Source organism: Dyella sp. 01L423 (assembly GCF_056399945.1).
In genome coordinates, this window is sequence record NZ_JBFTSI010000010.1 from 1 (window position 1) to 14,527 (window position 14,527).

12 protein-coding genes are annotated in these 14,527 nt (G+C 61.8%); 4 read left to right on the top strand and 8 right to left on the bottom strand.

The window, feature by feature from the left end; all coding sequences use genetic code 11:
* The coding region (locus AC1DMY_RS19975; protein ID WP_477166600.1) for a hypothetical protein at positions 1 to 313 on the top strand (313 nt) is incomplete at its 5' end.
* 353 nt (positions 314 to 666) lie between these two features.
* On the opposite strand, the gene AC1DMY_RS19980 is transcribed toward AC1DMY_RS19975, so the two are convergent.
* From AC1DMY_RS19980 to AC1DMY_RS20005, 6 genes are all read right to left on the bottom strand, one after another.
* Positions 667 to 1,767: a S41 family peptidase gene (locus AC1DMY_RS19980; protein WP_477166601.1), complete on the bottom strand. Its 1,101-nt coding sequence runs from the start codon at positions 1,765 to 1,767 to the stop codon at positions 667 to 669.
* Between the two features lie 96 nt (positions 1,768 to 1,863).
* Complete coding sequence (locus tag AC1DMY_RS19985; RefSeq protein WP_477166602.1) at positions 1,864 to 2,277, bottom strand: hypothetical protein; 414 nt, start codon at positions 2,275 to 2,277, stop codon at positions 1,864 to 1,866.
* A 113-nt stretch (positions 2,278 to 2,390) separates the two neighbouring features.
* A complete protein-coding gene (locus AC1DMY_RS19990) occupies positions 2,391 to 2,783 on the bottom strand; it encodes a hypothetical protein (RefSeq protein WP_477166603.1) in 393 nt (130 codons plus the stop codon).
* Positions 2,784 to 2,902: 119 nt separating this feature from the next.
* Positions 2,903 to 3,424, bottom strand: a complete 522-nt coding sequence (locus tag AC1DMY_RS19995; protein WP_477166604.1) for a hypothetical protein — start codon at positions 3,422 to 3,424, stop codon at positions 2,903 to 2,905.
* Positions 3,425 to 3,953: 529 nt separating this feature from the next.
* Positions 3,954 to 4,628: a cysteine hydrolase family protein gene (locus tag AC1DMY_RS20000; protein WP_477166605.1), complete on the bottom strand. Its 675-nt coding sequence runs from the start codon at positions 4,626 to 4,628 to the stop codon at positions 3,954 to 3,956.
* A gap of 67 nt (positions 4,629 to 4,695) precedes the next feature.
* A complete protein-coding gene (locus AC1DMY_RS20005) occupies positions 4,696 to 6,618 on the bottom strand; it encodes a M61 family metallopeptidase (protein ID WP_477166606.1) in 1,923 nt (640 codons plus the stop codon).
* A 734-nt stretch (positions 6,619 to 7,352) separates the two neighbouring features.
* Between AC1DMY_RS20005 and AC1DMY_RS20010 the strand changes: the two genes are divergently transcribed.
* Positions 7,353 to 10,298 carry a TonB-dependent receptor plug domain-containing protein gene (locus AC1DMY_RS20010; RefSeq protein WP_477166607.1) on the top strand — a complete coding sequence of 982 codons (2,946 nt, stop codon included), beginning with the start codon at positions 7,353 to 7,355 and terminating at the stop codon, positions 10,296 to 10,298.
* A gap of 451 nt (positions 10,299 to 10,749) precedes the next feature.
* Here AC1DMY_RS20010 and AC1DMY_RS20015 read toward each other — a convergent pair whose 3' ends face one another.
* Entirely contained in the window at positions 10,750 to 12,024 is a 1,275-nt protein-coding gene (locus AC1DMY_RS20015) for an MFS transporter (RefSeq protein WP_477166608.1), read from the bottom strand.
* Between the two features lie 266 nt (positions 12,025 to 12,290).
* Here AC1DMY_RS20015 and AC1DMY_RS20020 point away from each other — a divergent pair, with 266 nt between their 5' ends.
* Complete coding sequence (locus AC1DMY_RS20020) at positions 12,291 to 12,578, top strand: hypothetical protein (protein WP_477166609.1); 288 nt, start codon at positions 12,291 to 12,293, stop codon at positions 12,576 to 12,578.
* Positions 12,579 to 12,657: 79 nt separating this feature from the next.
* On the opposite strand, the gene AC1DMY_RS20025 is transcribed toward AC1DMY_RS20020, so the two are convergent.
* Positions 12,658 to 13,536, bottom strand: a complete 879-nt coding sequence (locus AC1DMY_RS20025; protein WP_477166610.1) for an isocitrate lyase/PEP mutase family protein — start codon at positions 13,534 to 13,536, stop codon at positions 12,658 to 12,660.
* 160 nt (positions 13,537 to 13,696) lie between these two features.
* On the opposite strand from AC1DMY_RS20025, the gene AC1DMY_RS20030 reads away from it, so the two are divergent.
* On the top strand, positions 13,697 to 14,527 hold the full coding sequence (locus AC1DMY_RS20030) for a helix-turn-helix domain-containing protein (RefSeq protein WP_477166611.1): 831 nt from the start codon (positions 13,697 to 13,699) through the stop codon (positions 14,525 to 14,527).

A 14,527-nucleotide genomic window follows, 5' to 3' on the forward strand; every position in this document is an offset into this window, starting at 1 on the left:
CGAGATCGAAGCCAAAGCGGCGAACATCGAATGTTTGGGTCGAAATATTCGTAACCCGCAGGTGCAAGTCCCGCCCTCACTGGCGGTGATCTGCCAGCTACGCCCAGTGTCATGGAAGGCGGAACGGAATACCTATATCGGGTCGAAAGCGGGCATCTATATATTCTCACTCACCAAACTTTCTCTCGCAGAACGCGTAATCAGGCGACGACATGTCAAGCAGGCAAAAATAGAAAGTCTCAGTTCGCTGACGGTTTTCACCGGCAAACCAGTTCGCCCCGGTCAACTTCCTGCACGCATCGGCAATGAATAGGGACGACGGTGAAAGCTCCACCTGTACCGGATCTACAGGGTAGATAAGGTGGACGCCGACAAACGCGCAATTGGCCTCGGTCACACCAGCTCGCGGCGTCATCCGAAAGATGGCGCTGTATCGCTCGGCAGGCGCGTTGCGGTCCAGATCTTCCGCAAATCTTTGATCGCCCATTGCGAAAGCCATGGAACAAAAACCTACTCCACTCAGCAGCCAAGCCATCCTTAGTGCGCGCACCATCCCTCCCCTAGCCGGCATTCCAGTTTTAGCTGACTTTGAAAATCAAGGCGCCAGGTTCGGGTTGAAAGCGGACATGTCCGGCTTACCCCGCTGACACTTACCACGCAGTTGAGTCAGTCGGCATTGATCGGTGTGTAATCGGCGGCATCCCAGTCGCCGCTGTCTATGTGTGCCGCGATCGCTTCAGCTTTTGCCTTCTGTCTTGGGCTTTTGGCCGTCCGAACCTGCTCGGAAAGAAGCGCCTTGTACGCGACCTTCAGTGCGTCGGAAGGCGCTACCACCACATCAGGTTTTACGCCGACATGTTCCCAGTTGGCCTTTGTCACGGGATTGATCGCTCGCCCCGAAGGCACTCCCGCGACGAACCCATGCACCAGAGCCACCGGGCCGCCCGGATTTGCGCCACCGCCAGTCACCGCGCCAACAAGGGTGGCGCGCTTCTGGGTCTGGAAGTCATAAGCGCATTCCTCGCCGCCCGAGAAGGTGCGTGGTGACGTCAGCACATATACCGGTCCGCTATAGCGGGGACCTACTACCGGAAAGGTCCAGAACTGGTCTGTGGTTCCATCCTTGCGCCAGTAGATGTCGTTCAAGTGCCTACCATCGTTCTCGGCAAAGAAATAACTCAGGAAGAGAGCAACGGTGTGTGGATCTCCTCCAACGTTCTGCCGAAGATCAATGATCAGGCCGCCTGCCCCCGACACCAGCTCCATCGCCGAAGCATATCGTTGAGCGGCAAAGTCGGCCGGCATGAATTCCCGAAGATCGATGTAGCCGATATTGCCTGGCAAGCGCCTGACGTTCGCAATACCGGCGGCGCCCTTATCGACCCAAGCCCTCTCGTCGTCAAGCTCAGCTTGCGTTGCTTTCGTCTGCGGTCCATCGTCAGGCGGAGCCTGGAATGAAGGGTCATAAGTGACCCTGAGATGGCGATCGTTGCCCAGTGACCTCAGATCTTTCGCCAAGTGATCGGCAAACGCCTTCGCGGTGATATCGCCATCGTAGTTACCTGCGCGCAGCTTCTCTTTGAGCCCGCTGGAAACGCTTGCCGCGACATCGGGGTACACATAGTTCGCCGATAGCTTCTCAGCGAGACTGCCTATGACTGCCTGCCGTATCGCGGGCGAGACTTTGGTGTCTGGCAGTGGGGTCTGGGCGATCGCAGACATCATGAAAACGGACGCTATCGCGAGCGCCACCGTATGCTTGATCACAAAGCTCCCCTGTTTGTCCCTCTACGCCGAATGCTACAAGAATCAAACCTGTTCGATATAAGTGTCCGCGTCGGGTCGAAGGCGGACACTAAAACCCTACCCCCGCCGCCCTATCACAGCCAAGTACCCACCCCAGAAGCCAAAGCCCATCCCCGTCATGCCGGATCGGAACACCTGGTCCGGGCGATCCTGGGACACGGAAGCGAAAAGCACGCCCAAAAGCACAAATAGACTGTGGATCGCGATGGACTTGTGTGCCGCCCAGCGGACCTTCTCATGCGTGGCGACGGGCCTTTCACCTATGCCGAGCCAATCGCGCCACTGATCGCCCCAGTCACCAGCGGTCAGCGCAAATCCCATCGTTCGATGCGGTGACAGTGAAAGAAGAAAGAATGCGGCGCCAAAGGCATAGAAGCCATTCACCACGCGTGGATTGAGACCGAACGCATAGGCCACGAGGGTGCCAGCGACCAAGCCTGTTCCGATGGCGAGTAGCGGTACAACATTCATCTGCACTATCCCTATGCGTTTCGTTGGTAAGCGAGCACGCAGATCCCCAGGCCTTCAGCGTCGACCATCCACGGTCGGCAGATCCCATGCGCCCAGCCTGTCCGTCAGTTGAATCAACCAATCGTGGGATTCTTCTGGAAGCTTTTGATGGCCAAATAGTAGGCAAAAAGCACAGCGGCACCCTTGAAGGCCGTGAGCGACCAGAACAAGAACGGCGAGTCAGCCTCGAGAACCGTCAGCGTTCCACCGGCGCGGGATGTCTGGGAAGATCTTCCGACGCCTATCTCTACGAGTAGCGATCCCAGAAATCCAGTGGCGAACATGCAGGCAGCGATGGCGTAAGCCACTCTAGACGCATCCTTCAACTTCGCCATGACGGGTGGACGTATGGAGTCGGCATAGCGAGCGACAACCAGCGACACGCATATCGTGCCGAACACCAGCGCACCGCCGGAGGCTACGAAGACGATGGTCAGTTTGGCCAATGTTGGCAAGACACGTTCCATATGCGGCCCTCCGGTAAACACGATCGGCTTCGGTTCGGAAGCGGGCGTGCTTCGTCATCGAATGAATTGGACTTCAGCTCATCGTCAAAGGAGCCCAGTCGCCTGGGCCCGATTCAGACTCACTGGACGCGGCGCATCGTCGCGACTTGCCCGCCATCTTTCAGAATCGTCAGCTCTTCCCCCGGCTTCAGAGACACCACGCCACTCCAGGAGCGCGTCGCCAGGTTGGCGGTCGACATGCCGGGAGCTGACTGGATCGGATGGGAGGTGTCCAGGCGCCTGGTTTCAACGGACACCAGGAATGAACCACCCTGGTGACCTACTCGTTCGATCGAGAACTCGACGTCCAACGCGTTCGAGGCGTCAATCTGGCGACTGTCAAACGAGGAGGAAGGAATATGGTGGACGCCGACGCGGGAGCCGGGGCCGCAGATGGCGGGACTCGCGATGAGGTCGGCCTCGGTCCTGCCGTCCTGTACCACCTTCAGTTCGAACCTGGCAATCGCCGCTTCGGCATTGCAAGCGGGCACCTCGAAAGTCGCCGCGGGCCCTGCAGGCGCGGGGGCAGTGGTGTCACTGGCGTACGTGCTGGTGCAAACCATCAGGGCACCAAGAAAAGCAACGGTCTTGAGCTGATACATAGGAAATCCTTGTCAAATGTAGGGCATGGTTATGGCGCTTGCCGCGTTGAACATGACTGCGAAAGCCGACCTGCATTTACCCCGCTAGCGGTTTAGCTTGGCGGTCGATCGTCCCCGCCGAGAAACCATTTCCGGTACCAGCTGGGAATGCTTCGGACCTTGGCCCCGCCACGCAGACGCGAGGACCAGACGATCCATATCAACAGAATCCCGGATGCAAGACGAAAGCCGAGAAAGATAAACGCGCTGATCCTATCGATATTTCGAGAGTGAAATGAGATCAGGACACCGAGGACGGTGCAGAACGCGATAAACCCGAGGAGTCCGCTCAGGTTGAACTGGTTACGTCCCGGGCGATGGTCATTCACTACACCCTCCTTGTGTGCGAAAGCTTGCCATAGGTTGCCACGCCACCGACGCCGTGTCCGCCTTGGTTCTGATAAGCGGCCGTCAGGCCCGAAGCGGGACTCCAGACTATGGCGTAGGAAACGGACGATATCCTCGCCATTGCCTGCAGGGCGCTTTTCGCTCAGTGCTCGATGGAGCGCGATGCGATGGCTAACCGCTCGGTATCACTTACCCATCCAAAGTTGTCGCCCTCGCTATACATGACGCGTACGGTAGCCTCGTGGTCAGCCTGGTCATAAGCCGCGCAGGCGTCCTGCAGAAGAACACAGGCATAGCCCAGGTCGACAGCCTGGCGCAGCGTCGAGGCGACGCAGCATTGCGTGGTATAGCCCATGAGCAGCAGCGTATCGATGCCACGCACGCGCAACACGGTATCCAACGTCGTTTGGTGGAAGGCGCTGAAGCCCGCCTTGTCGATCACGGGCTCCCGATCCGCGGGACGTAAGTCGGCAATGATCTCCGTCCCTCGCTCGCCCTTCACCAGGAAGCGTCCCAGCGGCCCTGGCGAACCGATGGCCAGGTCGTTCTGACGGCGGAACTGATTGAGGTCGGACAGATCGGGCGCGTAGCACTCGCGGGTAAAGAACACGAGCATGCCGGCGTCTCGCGCCGCGGACAGGGCTCTTTGTGCAGCCGGTATCGCCGCCACCAGTGGCTCGATGGGCAAGCCCAGTGAACCCGCGCGGCCCTCTGGCAAGACGAAATCCGCTTGGAAATCGATGCAGCCCAGCGCGGTGCGCTCGGTATCCAGTTCGATCGAGCGTCCACGCTCGCAGGCAAGCTTGATCTTGGCCAACGGGCACCTCCGAATGGCGTGTCGATGCGAGGCGAGGGCGTCTGGCCGTCCAGACGCCCCTCGTTGCTTACTTGCGGGGCGCGATGATTTCGCTGAGGTAATCGGGCTTGCCTTCGATGCGCACGAGGTGCGGGTATTGCAAGCCGTCGTGGTAGTCGAGGGCGACGTTGCGGTAGTCGCCCTGGTATTTCAGCAGCAGCTGGATCGGTGTCTTGCTGCCCTTCGCGGCGGTGATGGCGTCTTTCAGCAGGTCCTTTGAATAGTCCTGCCCGTTCACGGCCACGACGGTGGCGCCGGTGCTCACACCGGCCTTGAAGGCGGGGCCGTTCCAGCGCACGTCGTTGACCTCGCCCTTGTCGTTGATGGTGAGGCCGATGGACCAGGCGAAGTTGTAGAGGTGGCGCGAGGGCTGCGAGCGGCTGTTGTATTGCGCCTCGTAATCGCTTTCCTTGTCGGTATAGACAAGCTTCCATCCGGAGGCCGCCAGGCCGTCCTGCAGCGGCGGATTGAGCGTGTCCACGTGCGCGCGCAGGAAGGTCGCCCAGTCGTACGGCGCCACGCCATTGAGCGCGGCGACCACGTCGTCGAAAGTATAGGTCTTGGTGACGTAGCTGCCGTTGTCGACGCCGAAGAAGGCGCGGGCAAAATCGTCCAGCGATTTGTGATCCTGCGTGAGGGCGCGCAGCTTGGCGTCCACTTCCAGCCACATCATCTGGCCGCCGCTGTAGTACTCCTCGCTCATCTGCCAGCTGCGGAACGGTAGGCCGGAGCGACGCGCGGCGGTGGGGTCGTTGGTGGTGTCTTCCAGCGTGCGCCACTGGAAACCGACGCGGTTGCGTTCGTAGTTGGCGGCCGTCATGGCCAGCGCATCGCGGAATTGCTGCGCCGACCACATGCCCGAACGCGCGGTCAGCACGTAGCCCCAGTATTGGGTCTGCCCTTCGTAAACCCACAGCAGCGAGTCGCCCATGGGCACGTTGAAGTTCGGCGTCCACAGATCGTCCGGTCGGCGGAACTTGCCGTTCCACGAATGCGCGTATTCGTGCGCGAGCAGGTCGCGATCGGGCGCGGCATCGTTCCATGCAGTGAAGTAGTCAGCGTCGAGGCCGTCTTCGCTGGACTGGTGATGTTCCGTGCCGTTGCCACCGAGCGTGTCCGACAGCGAGAACAGGAAGTCGTAGTGGTCGTAGTGATGCGAACCAAACAGCTTCAGCGCCTGGGTGACCAGCGCGCGGTGCACCTTCACTTGTTCCGGCGACATTTCCAGGTATTTCGGCGCGTCCGCAAACACGTCCAAGTACACCGGCGCATCACCGGCCTGGGTGAGGTCGACGCGCTTGAAGTACTTGCCCGCATAGATCGGCGAATCGACCAGGTTGTTGAAGGTCACCGGCTTGAAGGTGACGGTATCACCGGACTTCGACGCGGTTTCCAGCGCCGTGCCCAGCTGCCATCCCTTGGGCAGCGTCACGCTGGGCGCATAGGTGATGCCGCGCGTGTAATAGCCGGCCGGATAGAGCGATACCTTGCTCCATTCCATGTCCATCATGCGGTCGGTGATCTCGAAACCTTCGCTGTCGGTACGGCCGGAGAGATACTGGAAATCCACATCGAGCGAGGACACACCCTCGGGCACATCAAGATGGAAAGCGTAGACGTTGTACTTGTCGCGCTTCCACATGATCGGCTTGCCGTTGGCGCTGAGCTTGAGGCCGGCGAGCATGTTGATCGGACCGGTCGGCGAGTGGTCGCCGGGAATCCATTGCGGATACAGCAGCGTCAACGCACCGGCTTTCACCGGCATGCTTTCGTGCACGCGGAAGATGCCTTGCGTGGTGTCGCTCGCATCCACGTGCAGCGTCACCGTGCCTGGATACTTGCTGTCCTGCGGCGCGGGCACGTCGTCGGTACGCGTCTGCTCGGCCACCGCGACGCTCGCGCCCAGCGCGCATGCCACGGCCAGAGCAAGCCGCGAAAACCTGCGACGCATAGCAGCCGCAGACGCGGCGGAAGGGGCGCGAGACATGAAAGGCTCCGGTGGGTGGTTGGAAGATGGCGCAACTTAGCACCACCCGCTTGCCGCTTCGCCAGCGCCATGCGTTGGCTCGACTTCATCGTGGCGATGATCTAACGGCCGGTCCCGGCCGGCGGATGACTTCAACGCCGGGGGCTGGGTTCGTCGGCAGGGTTCCAGGCATGCGCGCCGAACTGCGCATTCGCCCCCTCCTTAGTGCACGGGTCTCCGATCCGCACCCGGCTCAAAGGGCTTAATGAGATCGCCTGCCCAATCGCCCGGAAATTGGCTAATAAATAACCACCATAGTCATTCAAAATTCATTGAACGAAAGCTATGCGTCAGCTATAGACCGACATTCGGTCGGAGCCGCCCATACGCTGCCGTCTGTTTCTGTAAGTTAGTCGACAGCAAATGGCTTGGAAGGCGCATTTACATGTTCTCGTTCAGCTAAGTGCCATCGAAGCAGCTGCCCAAGCATTTGTTTTTCCTGAAACTTACACATAGCTGACAAAAAACGTTGACTTTTTGTGATCCAGTTGTCTAAGTTCGATGAAGGGCGGCAGGGGGGACCTGCGATTTTGAGCTCGGTTCAGAGGCTGACGGAACTGTCTTCAAGACAGTGCCGCGGGGACCTGCACGCCTAAGCAAAGCCAGGACGACGCCTGGCTTGCCACCTTCTTCGATCACGTCGTTAGGGGAGTCAAAACGTGAAGCATTTTGGAAACAGCAAGCTGGCCACCGCTATCCGGCTGGGCCTGGCCGTAGGTGCCCTGGCCGCCGCAGGTAGCGCATTCGCGCAGGACACCGGCAGCAACAACGCCACGCCGGATTCGGCCAAGAAGCTCGAAACCATCACGGTCACCGGTTCGCGCATCCGCAGCGTGGACGTGGAAACCGCACAGCCCGTCATCACCATGACGCAGGCCGACATCCAGAAGACCGGCCTTACCAGCGTCGGCGACATCCTGCAAAACCTCACCATCACCGGCCAGCCGACCTTCTCCAAGGCCGCCGTGCTGACCAGCAACACCGAGGAAGGCGGCCAGTACGTCAACCTGTACAACCTCGGCGAAAACCGCACGCTGGTGCTGGTGAACGGCAAGCGCTGGATGACCAGCCTCAATGGCTACACCGACGTGTCCACCATCCCGGTGGCGCTGATCGATCGCATCGAAATCCTCAAGGACGGCGCCTCTTCGATCTACGGCTCCGACGCTATCGCCGGCGTGGTCAACATCATTCTCAAGGATCGCTTCAACGGCGCTGCCGTGAGCGGTTCGGTCGGCCAGAATGAAGGCGGAAACAACGACGGCACGCAGCAGGCTTACTCGTTCACCGTGGGAAACACCACGGACAAGTCTTCGATCGTGTTTGCCGCGACTTACAACAAGACCAGCGCCATCTGGGCGAAGGATCGTGACTTCACCAAGTACACCTATGGCGATTTCGACCGTACGGCCGGCTACAGCGGCACGGGCCCGTGGGGTCGCTTCACCTTCGAAGGCAACAACTACGTCCTCAATCACACCGGTGATCCGAACCATATCGGCACGGGCGCGGACGCGACTCAGCTGGGCAATTATCACTTCAACGCGGACCCGGCCCTCGCCGTACAGCCGAACGACTACTTCAACGCCACCAACCAGATGATGGAGCAGCTGCCGACCGAGCTGAAGTCCATCTTCACCGAAGGCAGCTACAACGTTTCGGACAACGTGACGTTCAAGGCGACCGGCATGTACGCCGAGCGCAACTCGTCGACCCAGGTCGCCGGTTATCCGCTCACCAGCACCAGCCAGCCGAACTTCCCGGTGTACCTGAGTGCACAGAGTTACTACAACCCGATTTCGCGCGTCTACCCGGCTCCCGGCCCGGGCGAGGAAGAGTACCGCGACCTGTCGTTCTCACGCCGCATCACCGAGCTGCCGCGCGTCAGCAGCGAAAGCGCCAAGTCGCTGCATTTCGATGCCGGCTTTGAAGGCAGCTTCGACTTCCTCAACCATTCGTGGAACTGGGACGCTGGCTTCGGCTACAACAAGTACGACGTCGACACCACCAATACCGGCAACATCAACCTGCTGAACCTGCAGCAGGCATTGGGTCCGTCGTTCCTCAATGCCAGCGGCGTCGTGCAGTGCGGTACCGCCGCCAACCCGATCGCCCTCAACCAGTGCACGCCGTTCAACATCCTCGGCGGCCCGAGCGCCAGCAACAAGGAAGTGCTGAACTACATCATGGCGCGCGAGCACGCCACGGATCAGAGCATCAACAAGGACTTCACCGCCAACATCACGGGCGGCTTGTTCGAACTGCCGGGCGGCACCTTCAGCGTGGCAGCCGGCATCGAACATCGCGGCGTCAGCGGTTACGACGAGCCTGACGAAATGGCCAGCGCCGGTTACACCACCGACCTTGCCGCCGGCCCGACCAATGGTTCGTACAACACCAACGAAGCCTACCTCGAGCTCAATGCGCCGCTGCTGAAGGATCTGCCGGGCGCCAAGTCGCTCGCGTTGGATGTGGCCAGCCGCTACTCGCACTACAGCAACTTCGGCAGCACGGTAAACAACAAGTACAGCTTCACCTGGTCGCCGTTTGACGACCTGATGGTGCGCGGCACGTTCGCCAAGGGCTTCCGTGCGCCGACGCTGGGCGACCTGTTCGGCGGCGGTTCGCAGACCTTCGATCAGTACACCGATCCCTGCGACGTCAACTTCGGCAGCCTCAGCAACCCGTCCGTGGCCAAGAACTGCGCGGCCGCCGGCCTGTCGCCGACCAACTTCCATCAGTTGGATACGGCTGGCAATCCGGTCAAGGGTCCGAACCAGCAGGGCACCACGCCGTTCGTTGCCGGCGCCGGCAACCAGTTCCTGCAGCCGGAACACAGCACCACCCGTACGCTCGGCCTCGTGTACAGCCCGCACTATGTGGACGGCCTGGACATGACGCTGGACTACTACGACATCAAGATCACCAACGTCATCACGCCGATCGATGCCAACTTCGTGCTGGACCAGTGCTATCAGTACTCGGTGCAGGAGTTCTGCTCGGCCTTCCAGCGTGATGCGAACGGCCAGGTGATCAACCTCAATCGCGGCAACGCCAACCTGGGCTGGATCGAAACCAGTGGCTACAACATGGGCGTCAACTATCGCCTGCCCGCGTTCTCGTTCGGCAAGTTCGTGTTCAACATGAACGTGAATTACCTCGACGACTGGAACCAGGTGAGCGCCACCAATGCACCGGTGATCAACTACGCCGGCCAGTACGGCTACAACCACTGGCGCGCCAACCTGGGCCTGGACTGGAACCTGGGCAACTGGGGCGCTACCTGGGGCATCCGCTACTACGGCGCGTTCCTCGACCAGTGCTTCAGCGACACGATCCACTGCAACAAGCCCAACTACACCAGCGTGAACTGGGGCTACGGCACCGGCGCGGACCGCATGGGCGCCACGGTGTTCAACGATGCGCAGGTCCGTTACACCCTGCCGTGGAAGGGCACGATCGCGTTCGGTATGCGTGACATCTTCGACAAGCACGCGCCGAACACCGTCAACGCCTACGTGCTGGGCTTCAACTCCTCCGGCTCGGTCGATCCGACGCTGGACCTGGGTCGCTACATCTACCTGCAGTACAACCAGACGTTCTAAGCAACACCTCAACCTGTAACACTCCCCGCAACACGTTGCCGGGGCTCCGCAAGGGGCTCCGGCCTTTTTTTGTGGGGTGCGAGCGGCGTCCCCTCCTCTGTAGGAGCTCACTTGTGCGCGCCCGCGGCGCGTGGCCGTACCGCTCCGTCGGCTGGTCGCGCACAAGTGCGCTCCTACAACAAGCAGCCGCCGGGCAAAGCCGTGGTGGTTCGACGCTTGATGTGGCTCTGGCCCTGGGGGACCTTCTCTTTGGTGACTTTCTCTCGGGCAAGCAAGAGAAAGTGACCCGGGCCGCGGCAGCGGCACGGAAGCCCGCGGCAGGCGAGCCAGATCGCGATAGCGCGACAACCGGATACCGAGGCTCTGGATCCCGGACTGCTCCGGGATGACGATCAAAAGTCGACCCTCGCGGGGATGACGCGCCTAACAAGCCAGAAAAGGTGACGCCGCCTCAAGCCCGCGGCCGCGTCTCCGGCATCGTCATCAACACCGGCAACACCGCCAAGGCGATCACCGCAATCATCACCCCAGGCACCGCCGCCCACCCCGTCATCTTGACCAGCAGCTCGGCCAGAAACGGCGTCACGCCACCAAAGATCGCCGTGGCCATGGTGACGCCCAGCGCTAGACCGCTCAGGCGCCCCTCACCCGGAAATTGCTCTGCGGTCGCCGATGCAGCCACGGCACTCACGCCACCGGCAACGCAGGCGAGCACCACCGCCGCAAACACCACGTGCCACAGCGAACCATGCGCCATCAACGCGAACATCGCCGAAGGCAGCGCCGCGCAGAGCAAGGCGAGCACGACCAACACCGGCTTGCGGCCAAGGCGATCGGAAAGCGATCCGGCCCAGGGCGTGACAAGGATGACGGCGACCGCCGCGATGGTCGACAGCGCGAGCGAGGTGCTCTCGCCTATCGCACCGGTCGAACTCAGAAAAGTAGGCACATAGGTGATGCCCACGTAGTAAGTGATGGAACCTAGCGCCGAGATTGCAAATGTCCTGGCAATGGCGGGACGGTGATGGGCCAGCGTGTCGCGCACCGGCGATACCGGCACGGTGCCGCGCGCTTTCTGCCGCTCGAAATCGGGCGATTCCTGCATGGCTGAGCGTGCGACCCAGATGCTCGCCGCCAGCGCCGCGCCGATGAAGAAAGGAATACGCCAACCCCATGCATCGAGATTCTGGCGACTCATCAAGCCCACGGTGAGCGCGGCCACACCTACGGCAAGCAAGGCCCCGATTTCGCTCGCCGCGGAAGCCAGCGATGTGATCAGCCCACGGTGATGCTTGTCCGCGCCCTCGAGCAGATACGCGACCACACCCGTGTACTCGCCGCCTACCGAGAACGCCATCAGACAGCGCAACAGCAGCAACAAGTACCCGGCTGCCATGCCGATGCGCTGGAAGTCCGGCAACAACGCCGTGACCAGCATCGCCACCGTCATCAGCGCCATCGACAGCAGCAGCGTATGGCGTCGTCCCAGTTTGTCGCCAATGATGCCGAACACCAGCGCACCCAACGGCCGCATCGCATAGGCGATGGCGAAACCCGCCAGCGTCGCCAGCAGTGAATTGCCACCGCCGCCGAAGAACACACGCGACAACACCGTGGCGAAATACAGATAAAGCGTGAAGTCGTACCACTCCACGATGGTCGATAGCGCGGCAATCACCATCGATGCGCGTGTCATCGATGGTCCGCCCTGCCCGGCGCGTTTCATGGCCGCTCTCTGAAGCATCGTCACGTCCCATGCGGCGCTTGCGCGGCCGTCTCCCAGGTTTCATCGATCATGCGGCCTTCACATGCTTGGTCGAGGCCGGCGTGCCCTCAAACGATAGCAGCAAGCGATTTGGCCGCGCCGACCGTGGCATTTGGAAAAGGCCATGCAGATCGGAAAGCAGCCCGGACGCCTTCGGAGGAGCATTTCCCCCATGCACTGAACCACTCTGCATGAAGACATCCACTCATACTCTCCGGAGGCACGTCATGAACACCAAGGCACTGATCACGGGTATCGTTTTGGCCACCTCGCTGGCCCTGCCGTTCGCCAGCATGGCGCAGGAAGGCGGCCCGGTGGTCGACATCGGCTATCGCCACGGCAATCTGCGCAACGCCCAGCAGAACATCGTGCAGGCCTGGCAGCTCGTCAGCGACGCACAGATCGACAACGACGATCGCCTCGGCGGCCACGCCGCCCGCGCCAAGGCGCTGCTGACCCAGGCCGACGAAGAGCTGCGTCTGGCCGCCGATGCGGCCAATCGCAACCACTGGTAAGCCCATGCGTCGCACCAAGCAGAACGCCCGCCTTCATGGCGGGCGCTTCGCATAGGAGGCTTCGCCGCCTGCTTTGAACTCAGGCGAGTCGACGCTGTTGCGCAACCTCGCGTGGCGAGGATGGCGCGAACAAACCATTTGCCTCGCCCACCGAAAGCATGTGATCGCTCATGGTGTCATAGCGACCTTCGACCAGCGCTTCCTGCGCGATGCGGGCCAGATGCGCGAGCACCGCCTGCATGGTGCCGCAGCCCAGGCTGATGCGACGCACACCCAAGCCTCGCAAGGTCGCTGCGTCGGGTGCCCCCGGGTAACCCGCATAGACATTCAGCGGTACCGGCAGCAGCGCGGCTAGCCGGCGGATTTCGCCGGCGTCGGCGAGCCCGGGAACGAAGATGCCGTTCGCGCCAGCCTGCACATACGCCAGCGCCCGCTTGAGCGTTTCCTCGAAGCGCGCCTCGCCCGACAACTCCTTGGCCAGATAGGTATCGGTGCGTGCGTTGATGAACAGCCCGACGCCGCGATGCTCGGCCACGGCACGGATGCAGGCGATGCGCTGTACCAGCAGGCGCGAGTCGGCGAGCTGGCCCGTCGCCGGATCCTTGCCGTCCTCGATATTGATGCCGACCACGCCCAGTTGCAGCAAGGCGCCGACCAGGCCGCCGGTTTCTTCGGCGTCGACCCCGTAACCGCGCTCGATATCGACGCTCAACGGCACCGAGATCGCCTCGGCAATGCGGCGGCACGCGCCAAGCAGTTCGTCCAACGGCATCTGCTCGCCATCGGGATAGCCCAGCGCCCACGCCATCGCGGCGCTGCTGGTGGCGACGGCCTTGGCGCCGGCGTTTTCTATGACGCGTGCGCTTGCAACGTCCCAGGCGTTGGGCAACATCAGCGGTTCGGCGCCGGCGTGCAGCTGGTGGAAGGCCTGGGCTAGGGTTGTCTGATCGTGATTCATCGTGATGACCTGGGGAAGCCCGCCATCGGGCCTGACTAGGAGACCATTCGCCGCGCAGGCCCGCTGTCAGAATCTTTAGCTACCGACCCTTGGCACAGGAAGGGGGCGCGGCGCCTTGTTATGCTCCCTCTACCTCCGGACAAGTGCTGCCGGCCCGATCATGTCGAGTTTCTCCAGCCAGGTTCTGCTGTCGACGGAAACGTTGACGCTGCGCGACGTGCACTGCAGCGGCACCTGCCGCCATCGCAGCGCGGAAGAATGTGCCGCCTCGACCCAGCTGGTGTTTCCCTATCGCGGGCTCTATCTGCGTCATGTGGCCTCCGACCAGACGGTGGCCGATGCCAATCACGTGTTGTTCTTCAACGCGCAGCAGGGGTATCAGGTGAGTCATCCGCTGGACGGCGGCGATGCCTGTCTTTCGTTGGCCATCGCCCCCGCGTTGCTGGCCGAGCTGGCGCCCAGGGCATTGGTCCACACGGGCGAAGGCACCGTTTTCCGCGCGCAGTCGCAACGCATCGATGCACGTGCGCAAGCGTTGGTGGCGCTACTGCGCCACAGCCTCGACCACGGCGGCATCGAACCGCTGGAAGCCGAAGCGCTCACGCTCACGCTGGTGTGCCGAAGCCTGGGCCCGCGCACATCGCGCACGCCAACCTCGACGCATGCGCGGCGGCGTCTGGCTGATCGCGTGAAGATGCTGCTGGCCAGCGATTTGTCGCGCCGCTGGACACTGGCCGAGATCGGTGGGGAGATCGGCAGTTCGCCCGTCTATCTCACCCAGGTGTTCAAACAGGTGGAGGGCGTGCCGTTGTATCGCTACCAGTTGCAGTTGCGACTGGCGCGCGCGCTCGATCTGCTGGGCAAGGTGGAGGATCTTTCCGCGCTCGCGGCGGAGCTGGGTTTCTCCAGCCACAGCCATTTCACCAACGCATTCCGCCAGGCCTACGGCCGCTCGCCTAACGCGTTCCGCCAGGCCGCGCGCCCCGCCTGA